Annotated in this window: 9 protein-coding genes, 1 rRNA gene and 1 pseudogene; 10 read left to right on the forward strand and 1 reads right to left on the reverse strand. The window is 75.4% G+C overall.

Going from position 1 to position 9,545, the window contains the following annotated elements; translation table 11 throughout:
- Nucleotide 1 precedes the first annotated feature (1 nt).
- Nucleotides 2-118: ribosomal RNA gene (rrf, locus tag GD970_RS20895) — 5S ribosomal RNA — on the forward strand.
- 73 nt (nucleotides 119-191) lie between these two features.
- On the opposite strand, the gene GD970_RS20900 is transcribed toward rrf, so the two are convergent.
- Complete coding sequence (locus tag GD970_RS20900) at nucleotides 192-1,217, reverse strand: hypothetical protein (RefSeq protein WP_152204816.1); 1,026 nt, start codon at nucleotides 1,215-1,217, stop codon at nucleotides 192-194.
- Between GD970_RS20900 and GD970_RS20905 the strand changes: the two genes are divergently transcribed.
- From GD970_RS20905 to GD970_RS20940, 9 genes and pseudogenes are all read left to right on the forward strand, one after another.
- Nucleotides 1,206-2,159, forward strand: a complete 954-nt coding sequence (locus GD970_RS20905; protein WP_152204817.1) for a hypothetical protein — start codon at nucleotides 1,206-1,208, stop codon at nucleotides 2,157-2,159. The two genes, GD970_RS20900 and GD970_RS20905, sit on opposite strands and share 12 nt — an antisense overlap.
- Nucleotides 2,156-3,223 (forward strand): HAD-IIA family hydrolase, encoded by a 1,068-nt coding sequence (locus tag GD970_RS20910; protein ID WP_226925519.1) that lies wholly within the window; start codon nucleotides 2,156-2,158, stop codon nucleotides 3,221-3,223. The genes GD970_RS20905 and GD970_RS20910 overlap by 4 nt, the downstream gene beginning before the upstream one ends.
- A 40-nt stretch (nucleotides 3,224-3,263) precedes the next feature.
- Nucleotides 3,264-3,428, forward strand: a complete 165-nt coding sequence (locus GD970_RS21915; RefSeq protein ID WP_155524137.1) for a hypothetical protein — start codon at nucleotides 3,264-3,266, stop codon at nucleotides 3,426-3,428.
- A 1-nt stretch (nucleotide 3,429) separates the two neighbouring features.
- Complete coding sequence (locus tag GD970_RS20915) at nucleotides 3,430-4,311, forward strand: TlyA family RNA methyltransferase (RefSeq protein WP_152204818.1); 882 nt, start codon at nucleotides 3,430-3,432, stop codon at nucleotides 4,309-4,311.
- On the forward strand, nucleotides 4,308-5,147 hold the full coding sequence (locus GD970_RS20920) for an NAD kinase (protein ID WP_152204819.1): 840 nt from the start codon (nucleotides 4,308-4,310) through the stop codon (nucleotides 5,145-5,147). Before GD970_RS20915 ends, GD970_RS20920 begins: the two co-directional genes overlap by 4 nt.
- Nucleotides 5,144-6,859, forward strand: a complete 1,716-nt coding sequence (gene recN / locus GD970_RS20925) for a DNA repair protein RecN (protein ID WP_152204820.1) — start codon at nucleotides 5,144-5,146, stop codon at nucleotides 6,857-6,859. Before GD970_RS20920 ends, recN begins: the two co-directional genes overlap by 4 nt.
- Nucleotides 6,860-6,863: 4 nt before the next feature.
- Nucleotides 6,864-8,063 (forward strand): putative cytokinetic ring protein SteA, encoded by a 1,200-nt coding sequence (gene steA / locus GD970_RS20930; RefSeq protein WP_226925520.1) that lies wholly within the window; start codon nucleotides 6,864-6,866, stop codon nucleotides 8,061-8,063.
- A gap of 14 nt (nucleotides 8,064-8,077) precedes the next feature.
- Entirely contained in the window at nucleotides 8,078-9,157 is a 1,080-nt protein-coding gene (locus tag GD970_RS21920; RefSeq protein WP_152359844.1) for a copper transporter, read from the forward strand.
- Nucleotides 9,154-9,545: pseudogene (locus GD970_RS20940) on the forward strand (hypothetical protein); the annotation flags it as partial. The gene GD970_RS21920 and the pseudogene GD970_RS20940, both read left to right, overlap by 4 nt.

Below are 9,545 nucleotides of genomic sequence, written 5' to 3' on the forward strand. Positions count from 1 at the left end.
TTACGGCGGTCATAGCGAGGGGGAAACGCCCGGTCCCATTCCGAACCCGGAAGCTAAGCCCCTCAGCGCCGATGGTACTGCACGGGAGACCGTGTGGGAGAGTAGGACACCGCCGAACACCCATTCCCGAGGAGGCCGCAACACCTGTTGCGGCCTCTTCGGCGTTTTAGCACAATTTGCTCGGATTCGCGCTATTTCTTGGCGCCCCGGATGAGGAAAAGGAAGCCATGTCGAGCCAGCATGAAGGACAGGAGTCGGAGCGTCCTCCGCGCAAGGGCAACGGCTCCAACCCGCCGGCTCGTGGACGCGGAGGCGACCGCGGCGACGAGGCATTCCGCGAAAGGGCTCGCCGACGGTATAGCCGTCCTGACGGATCTCGGTCCGAGCGTTCCGACCAGGGTGACCGTCGTGAGGGCGGTTACCAGCGCCGCGACGGTGACCGTCGTGAGGGTGGTTATCAGCGTCGCGATGGTGATCGTCGTGAGGGTGGTTATCAGCGCCGCGACGGTGAGCGTCGCGAGGGTGGGTACCAGCGCCGCGACGGCGATCGTCGCGAGGGCGGTTACCAGCGCCGCGACGGCGATCGTCGCGAGGGCGGTTACCAGCGCCGCGACGGTGACCGTCGTGAGGGCGGTTATCAGCGTCGTGACGGTGACCGTCGTGAGGGTGGTTACCAACGACGTGACGGCGAGCGTCGTGAGGGTGGCTACCAATCCCGCGAGGGCGGTTACCAGCGCCGCGACGGCGAGCGTCGTGAGGGTGGCTACCAGTCCCGCGAGGGCGGTTACCAGCGCCGCGATGGCGATCGTCGTGAGGGTGGCTATCAGCGCCGCGACGGTGAGCGTCGTGAAGGTGGGTACCAGCGCCGCGACGGCGATCGTCGTGAAGGTGGATACCAGTCTCGCGAGGGTGGGTACCAGCGTCGCGACGGTGAGCGTCGTGAAGGTGGGTACCAGCGCCGCGACGGTGAGCGTCGTGAAGGTGGGTATCAGCGTCGTGATGGTGAGCGTCGTGAGGGCGGCTACCAGTCCCGCGAGGGCGGCTATCAGCGTCGTGATGGTGAGCGTCGTGAGGGTGGTTATCAGCGTCGTGATGGTGAGCGTCGTGAGGGCGGTTACCAGCGCCGTGACGGCGCCGGTCGTGGAGAGGGCTACGCACGTACCGGAGTTGGCCGGCCCCGTCGCGAGGAGCGCGCGGAGCGCCCCGTGGAGCCGCACATCCCCGACGAGGTCGAGCCCCAGATGCTCGACCGCACGGCCCGTACACGGCTGCGCACGCTCGGCAAGAACAATGCCGACCTCGTCGCCCGTCACCTCGTCATGGCCGGCCGGCTCATCGACGACGAGCCGGAGACGGCGTACCAGCACGCCCAGGCCGCCATGCGTCGCGCCGGCCGCGTCGACGTCGTCCGCGAGGCCCTGGCCCTGACGGCCTACGCGACCGGGCGCTATGCGGAGGCGCTGCGCGAGCTGCGGACGGTTCGTCGGCTCTCCGGCATCGACGCGCACCGCCCGATGGAGGCCGACTGTGAGCGCGGCCTGGGCCGGCCCGAGCGCGCGCTGGCCGTCGTCTCTGAGACGGACCCGGCGACGCTGACCGAAGAGGACGCGGCCGAGCTGGCCATCGTCGCCAGCGGTGCCCGCGCCGACCTCGGCGAGCACGAGGCCGGCCTCCTCGTCCTCGAGTCCCCGCTCGTCGACCGCGTGAAGCAGCCGGAGCTCCTTCGGAGGCTCTCGCTGGTCCGCGCGGACCGCCTCGAGGAGCTCGGCCGTACCGAGGAGGCGGCCGAGCTGCGCGAGGCCGCAGGCCCCGAGCCCGAGCTCGACGAGCCGGTCCTGGTCCTCGACCTCGAGGAGCTCGAGGTCGCGGACGAGGACGCCGGCGCGCCGACGGCCACCGCTGCCGAGACCGGGACGGTGGAGACCGCCGCGGCGCAGGCGTCGCCGGAGGACGCCGAGACACCGAGGGAGGACGCCGAGGGATCGGCGGAGCAGGCCCACGGTGAGGCGACGACGGAGGAGGCCGCGGAGGCGCAAGCCGTCCCGGCGGACGCCGAGACGGCCGGCTCCGAAGGGACCCCGCAGCGCGCGGGCGAGGACGGAACCGCTACGGCGCCCGAGGGAGTAGCCGCCGGGGACGAGGACGGAGACCGCCTGTGACGGCCCCCGCCACGCTGCTCGCGAGCGACCAGCCCCTCGCGGCCGCCTACGACGTCGCCCTCATGGACCTCGACGGCGTCTGCTACCGCGGCCCCGAACCCGTCGCGTTCGCCGACGCCGGAGTGGCCGCCGCCCGCCGGCTGGGCATGCGGATGATGTTCGTGACGAACAACGCCGCGCGCGAGCCGCAGACGGTGGCGGACCAGCTGACCTCGCTCGGGATCCCGACCGCCGGCACCGAGGTCATGACCTCCTCGCAGGCCGCGGCGGCCATCCTCGCCGAGGACCTGCCCGCCGGCTCGGTCGTGCTGCCCGTCGGCGGTGCCGGACTGCGGACCGCGCTCACCGAGGCCGGGTTCCGCCTCGCCGAGAGCGCCGATGACGCGCCCGTCGCCGTCGTCCAGGGCTTCGCCCCGGAGGTCGGCTGGCCGCTGCTGAGCGAGGCCGCCTTCGCCATCGCCGCCGGTGCCCGCTTCGTGGCGACGAACCTCGACGCGACCCTGCCCACCGAGCGCGGCATGGCCGTGGGCAACGGCTCCCTCGTCGCCGCCGTGACGAACGCGACCGGGGTCGTGCCGGTCTCGGCCGGCAAGCCCGAGCCGGAGATCTTCCGGCAGGCCGCGCGACGCGCGAACGCCACCCGGCCCCTCGCCGTCGGCGACCGCCTCAACACCGACCTCGCCGGCGCCCGCGCCGCAGAGATGCCCGGACTGCACGTCCTCACCGGGGTGAGCGACGCCCGCGACGTCGTCCTCGCCGCGCCGCACGAGCGCCCGAGCTTCCTCGCCGTGGATCTGCGCGCCCTCGCCCAGCCCCACCCCGCGCCCGTCCGCGAGGGGGACTGGTGGCGTTGCGGCGCGGCGGCCGCGCGGGTCTGCGGTCCCGAGCCGCACCTGGAGGTCAGCCTCGGCGGGCGGACCGTCACCCTCGAGGGCACCGAGCCGGTGACCGTCTCCCTCGACGCCTGGCGGTGCCTTGCCGCGGCCGCCTGGTCGGCGGCCGACGTCGGCGCGCCGCTGACGTACCAGCAGGTGCCGGTGCTCGAGGTCGTCGCCCCGCGATAACCTCTTCGGGACGGCGGAAAGGCCACGGAAGGAGCGAGGGATGGGCGTGACGCCTGCCGACCTGGCGGCGCGGTCCGCGGCGGCGGGGGAGGACCCGCTGGCGCGGCTCGACGACCTCGAGCAGACCCCGCTGGCCGAGCAGGTCGCGGTCTTCGAGGCCATCCACGCCCACCTGTCCGGGCGCCTGTCGAGCGCCGAGCACTGACGTGGCGCGTCGCGTCCGCATCGACACCGAGCTGGTCCGCCGGGGGCTGGCCCGCTCGCGCCAGCACGCCGCCGAGCTCCTCGCGGCCGGGCACGTGCTGCTCGACGGCCAGGTCGTCACCAAGCCCGCCCGGCAGGTCGACCCCGCCCAGGCGCTGCGCGTCGACCTCGCCGAGACCGACGACTACGTCTCCCGCGGGGCGCACAAGCTCGCCGGCGCCCTCGACGCCCTCGGCGACGCCGCCCCCGTCGTCGCCGGGCGACGCTGCCTCGACGCCGGCGCCTCCACCGGCGGCTTCACCGACGTGCTCCTGCGCCGCGGCGCCGCGCACGTCGTCGCCGTCGACGTCGGCTACGGCCAGCTCGCCTGGTCGCTGCAGACCGACCCGCGCGTGACCGTCCTGGACCGCACCAACGTGCGCACCCTGACCCCGGAGATGGTCGCCCCGGCCCCCGAGCTCGTCGTCGGCGACATGTCCTTCATCTCCCTGACCCTCGTGCTGCCGGCCCTCGCCCGTGCCGCCGCCCCGGACGCCGACCTGCTGCTCATGGTCAAGCCCCAGTTCGAGGTCGGCAAGGAGCGCCTCGGGCACGGCGGCGTGGTCCGCGACCCCGCCCTCCACGTCGAGTCCGTGCTCACCGTCGCCGCGGCCGCCGCCCAGGAGGGCCTGGACACCTGGGCGGTCGTGCCCAGCCCGCTGCCCGGGCCGTCCGGCAACGTCGAGTACTTCGTCGCGCTGCGCCGGGACCACCCCCGCCCGCTGCGCGGGCCGGACCTCGAGGCGGCAGCCGCCGAGGCCGTGCGCACCGGCCCGGCCGGCGCCGGCCGCCCCACCGACCCGGGCGCCGCCGCGCCCGCCGATGCCCACCAGGAGAGCTCATGAGCCGCCGCATCCTCGTCGTCAGCCACGAGGGACGGCCCGACGCGGTCATCGCGGCGGACAAGGTCAGCGCCGCCCTGCGCCGCAACGGCATCGACACCGCCCGCGACGGCAGCGCCGAGGACGCCGAGCTCGTCATCGTCCTCGGCGGGGACGGCACGATCCTGCGCGCCGCCGAGGTCGCGCGCGCCCACGACGTCCCGCTCCTCGGCGTCAACCTCGGCCACGTCGGTTTCCTCGCCGAGGCGGAGGAGGAGGCGCTGCCCGACGTCGTCGGCCGCGTGGTGGAGCGCGACTACGTCGTCGAGGAGCGCATGACCCTCGACATCACCGTCACCACCCCCGAGGGCGAGGTCCGCCACGACTGGGCCATCAACGAGGCCACCGTGGAGAAGGGCGAGCGGGCCCGCATGGTCGAGGCCACCATCGGCGTGGACGGGCGCGGCCTGTCGACCTTCGGCTGCGACGGCGTCATCCTCGCCACCCCCACCGGCTCCACCGCCTACGCCTTCTCCGGCGGCGGGCCGGTCGTGTGGCCCGACGTCGAGGCCATGCTCGTGGTGCCCATCGCCGCGCACGCGCTGTTCGCCCGCCCGATGGTCGTCGGCCCTAGCTCCACCCTCGAGGTCGAGATCCTGCCCTACGAGGACAAGCACGCCGTGGTCTGGTGCGACGGGCGGCGCATGCTCGACGCCCCGGCCGGCTCGCGGGTGCGGGTGTGCCGCGGCGCCCAGCCGGTGCGCCTGGCCCGGCTGACCCAGGCGCCGTTCTCCGCCCGCCTCGTGGCCAAGTTCCACCTGCCCGTCCAGGGCTGGCGCGGTGTGAAGGAGCGCGCGTGATCGACCAGGTCCGGATCGAGAACCTCGGCGTCATCGCGGCGGCCGAGCTCGACCTCGACCCCGCCCTCACCGTCATCACCGGCGAGACCGGCGCGGGCAAGACGATGGTCCTCACCAGCCTGGCGCTGCTGCTCGGCGGCAAGGCCGACGCCGCGCTGGTGCGCCGCGGCGCCGAGCGCGCCGTCGTCGAGGGCACCTTCACCGTCCCGGCCGGCGGCCCGGCGGCCACCCGCGCCGAGGACGCCGGCGCCGCGGTGGAGGACGGCGAGCTCCTCGTCGCCCGCACCGTGCCCGCCGCCGGCCGCTCCCGCGCCCACCTGGGCGGGCGCACGGTGCCCACGGGGCTGCTCACCGAGATCGGCGAGCAGCTCGTCACCGTCCACGGCCAGGCCGACCAGCTGCGCCTGCGCGCCCCGTCCCAGCAGCGCGCCGCCCTGGACGCCTTCGGCGGCCCCGACCACGCCGCGCTGCTCAGCGCCTACCGCGAGGCGTACGCGGCGTTCGTGGCCGCCCGCGACGGCCTCGCCGAGTGGGAGCGGGAGGCCGGGGCCCGCGAGCACGAGATCGCCCTGCTGCGCGCCGGCCTCGAGCAGGTCGACGCCCTCGAGCCGCAGCCGGGGGAGGACCACGCCCTGCGCGAGGAGGCGCTGCGGCTGGGCAACGTCGAGGAGCTGCGCCTGGCCGCCGGCCGCGCCCACCAGGCCCTCACCGGCGACGTCGACGCCCCCGAGTCGGTGGACGCCACCACCCTGCTCGACGCCGCCCGCCGCAGCCTGGAGCAGGCCGCCGACAACGACGCGGCGCTGGAGGGCTGGGCCGGCCGCCTGGCCGAGGCCTCCTACCTCCTCTCCGACGTCGCCGCCGAGCTGGCCGCCTACCTCGACTCCCTCGACGCCGACCCCGTCCGGCTCGAGGCGGTCCACGCCCGCCGTGCCGCCCTCGGCGAGCTCACCCGCGTGCACGGCCCCGACGTCGACGCCGTCCTGGCCTGGGCCGAGCAGGCCCGGGCGCGGCTGGACTACCTCGACGGCCCGGAGGACACCGCCGAGAAGCTGCGCGAGCGGCTCGCCGCCGCCGAGGAGGCGGTGGCCCGGACCGGCGCCGCCCTGACCGCCTCCCGCCAGGCGGTGGCCGAGCGGCTGGGCGCCGCCGTCGACGCCGAGCTCGCCGGCCTGGCCATGGCCGGGGCCCACCTGACCGCCCGGCTCACCGCGCTGGAGGAGCCCGGCCCGCACGGCCTCGAGGGCGTCGAGCTGCTGCTCGCCCCGCACCCCGGTGCGCCCGCCCGACCCCTGGGCCAGGGCGCCTCGGGCGGCGAGCTCTCCCGCGTCATGCTCGCCATCGAGGTCGCCCTGGCCGGGGCGGCCCCGGCCGACGCCGAGCTGCGCACCTTCGTCTTCGACGAGGTCGACGCCGGCGTGGGCGGCAAGGCGGCCGTCGAGGTCGGCCGCCGGCTGGCCCGGCTCGCCCTCGGCGCCCAGGTCATCGTGGTGACGCACCTCGCTCAGGTGGCCGCGTTCGCCGACCGGCACCTCGTGGTGAGGAAGAACACCCCGGGCGACGACGCCGTCGTCACCGCCACCGACGTGACCACCGTGGAAGGGCCAGATCGCGTGCGTGAGCTGGCCCGGATGCTCTCCGGCCAGGAGGACTCCGAGACGGCCCTCCGGCATGCCGCGGAGCTTCTCGAGCGCGCCGACGTGCAACGATGAGGCGGTGACTGCCCTTTTCCGACGCCGCGCCCTGACGGAAGCCGGGCCCGGGGTCTCGGGCCCGGCCCGTGTCGACGCCCGGACCAAGAACCTCACCAAGCGGCTGCACCCGGGAGACGTCGCGGTCATCGACCACGAGGACCTCGACCGGGTCTCCGCCGAGGCCCTGGTGGCCTGCAAGGTCTCCGCGGTGCTCAACGCCGCCCGCTCGACGTCCGGCCGCTACCCCAACCTCGGCCCCGGCATCCTCCTCGAGGCCGGCATCCCGCTCGTCGACGACCTCGGCCCGGCCGTGATGTCCGTGCGCGAGGGCCAGCCGCTGCGCCTGGACGGCAACGAGGTCTATGCCGGGGACAAGCTCGTCGCCGCCGGCACCGTGCAGGACGCCGAGACCATCGAGGCCAACATGGCCCAGGCCCGCGAGGGCCTGTCGGTCCAGCTCGAGGCCTTCGCGGCCAACACCATGGACTACGTCCAGCGCGAGCGCGAGCTGCTCGTCGACGGCGTCGGCACCCCGAAGGTGCGCACGAAGTTCGAGGGGCGCCACGCCCTGGTGGTGGTGCGCGGGTACCACTACAAGGAAGACCTCGCGATGCTGCGCTCGTACATCCGCGAGTACCGCCCGCTGCTCATCGGCGTCGACGGCGGCGCGGACGCCATCCTCGAGGCCGGGCTCAGCCCCGACGTCATCGTCGGCGACATGGACTCCGTCTCGGACAAGGCGCTGCGCTCGGGCGCGGAGATCGTCGTCCACGCCTACCGCGACGGCCGCGCCCCCGGGCAGCGGCGGGTGGAGGACCTCGGCGTCGAGCACGTCGTCTTCCCCGCCACCGGCACCAGCGAGGACGTCGCCATGCTCATGGCCGACGACCTGGGCGCCGAGCTCATCGTCGCCGTCGGCACCCACGACACGATGATCGAGTTCCTCGACAAGGGCCGCGCCGGCATGGCCTCGACCTTCCTGACCCGGCTGCGCGTGGGCAGCAAGCTCATCGACGCCAAGGGCGTCTCGCGCCTGTACCGGACCCGGATCTCGACCTGGCAGCTGGTGCTGCTGGCGGCGGCCGGCGTGCTCGCCCTCTTCGTCGCGCTGGCGACGACCAACGTGGGGCAGACGACCTTCGGCCTCTTCGGCGCCTGGTTCGACGACCTCGTGAACTTCTTCCGGTCGCTCGTGGGGCTGGCCCCCGCGCCGACGACCTGACCTGTGGAGAGCTGATGATCGACTTCCGTTACCACCTCGTCTCGCTCATCGCGGTGTTCCTGGCGCTCGCCGTCGGCATCGTGCTGGGCGCGGGCCCGCTGCGCGACACGATCGGGGACACCCTGACCGGTCAGGTGGAGGGCCTGCGCGCGGACCGGGAGCGGCTGCGCGGCGAGCTCGAGGCGACCGAGCTGGACGTCACCGAGCGCACCACGTACCTCGAGCAGTCCGCCGGGGTGCTGCTGGAGAACACCCTCACCGACCAGCGCGTCACCGTGGTGACCCTGCCGGGTACCAGCACCGACGACGTCAAGGCCGTCCGCGACCGGCTCGCGCAGGCCGGCGCCCAGGTGGACGGCGAGGTCGCGGTCACCGATGCGTGGACCGACCCGGACAACCGCTCCTTCCGGCAGACCTTCGCCGGCCAGCTGCTCGGCTACCTCCAGCCCGCCCCGGCCGCCGACGCCTCCGCCGAGACGATCTTCGCCCTGGCCCTGGGGCACGCCCTCACCGGCGCGGCCGCCGACGGCAAGCGCACCGAGGACGCCGCCACCCTGATGGACCTGCTGACCTCGGCCGACGCGCCGCTGGTGACCCTCACCGCCGAGCCCACCGCCCCCGCCAACGCGACCGTCCTCGTCGGGCCGCGGCCCGCGGCGCCGCCGGCCGAGGGCACCCCCAAGGAGCAGACCGACGCCGCCCGGGTCGTCCTGGACAGCTACGTGCGCCTGGCCGAGGGCCTGGCCACGGCGGGCCCGTCCGTCACGGTCGGCGCCGCGGCCTCCGACCTCGACCTGGTCGCCGCGGTGCGCCACGACGGCGACGTCGCCGGGCGGGTGACCACCGTGGACTCCGTCGGCGAGATCACCGCCGCGCTGTCCACGCCCCTGGCCACCGCGGTCGCCCTCTCCGGCGGCCACGACCACTACGGCTTCCAGTCCGGCGCCACCGAGCCGGTGCCGCCGCGTGTCGAGCTGCCCACGCGGGCGCCGGCCGCCGCCGAGGCCCCGGCCGACGCGACCGAGGAGGGGGAGGCCGCCCCCGCGGACGCCACCACCGAGGGCGAGGCAACGCCCGCCCAGGACGCCGCATGAGCCGCCTGCTCGACCTCGCGGCACCCGCCGCGCTGGGCGCCGCGGCCACCGCGGTCGCCCAGGCCGCCCTCGAGGCGCGACCCCCCGGCGGGCGCGAGCGGTGGCGGCGCACCAACTTCGCCGGCCGCGACCTCACCCTGCTCGGCGGCGCCGCCGCCGGCGTCGGGGCGACGGCCGCCCCCCTCCTCGCCGCGGTGGCGAGCGGGCACCCCCGGGTGGCCGCGGCGGCGGTCGCCGCCGGGGCGGGCGCCGCGTTCGGGGCCGTGGACGACCTCACCGAGGACACCACCGCCGCCGCCAAGGGGCTGCGCGGGCACCTCGGGGCGCTGCGCCGCGGCCGGCTGACCACCGGCGCGCTGAAGATCCTCGGCATCGGCGCCGGCGCGCT

The organism is Georgenia thermotolerans, from assembly GCF_009193185.1.
In the GTDB taxonomy this organism is placed as follows: Bacteria; Actinomycetota; Actinomycetes; order Actinomycetales; family Actinomycetaceae; genus Georgenia; species Georgenia thermotolerans.

Coding starts and splice junctions, on each gene's coding strand:
- GD970_RS20920 (WP_152204819.1), top strand. CDS start 4,308: ATGAGCCGCCGCATCCTCGTCGTCAGCCACGAGGGACGGCCCGACGCG.
- GD970_RS21920 (WP_152359844.1), top strand. CDS start 8,078: ATGATCGACTTCCGTTACCACCTCGTCTCGCTCATCGCGGTGTTCCTG.
- GD970_RS21915 (WP_155524137.1), top strand. CDS start 3,264: ATGGGCGTGACGCCTGCCGACCTGGCGGCGCGGTCCGCGGCGGCGGGG.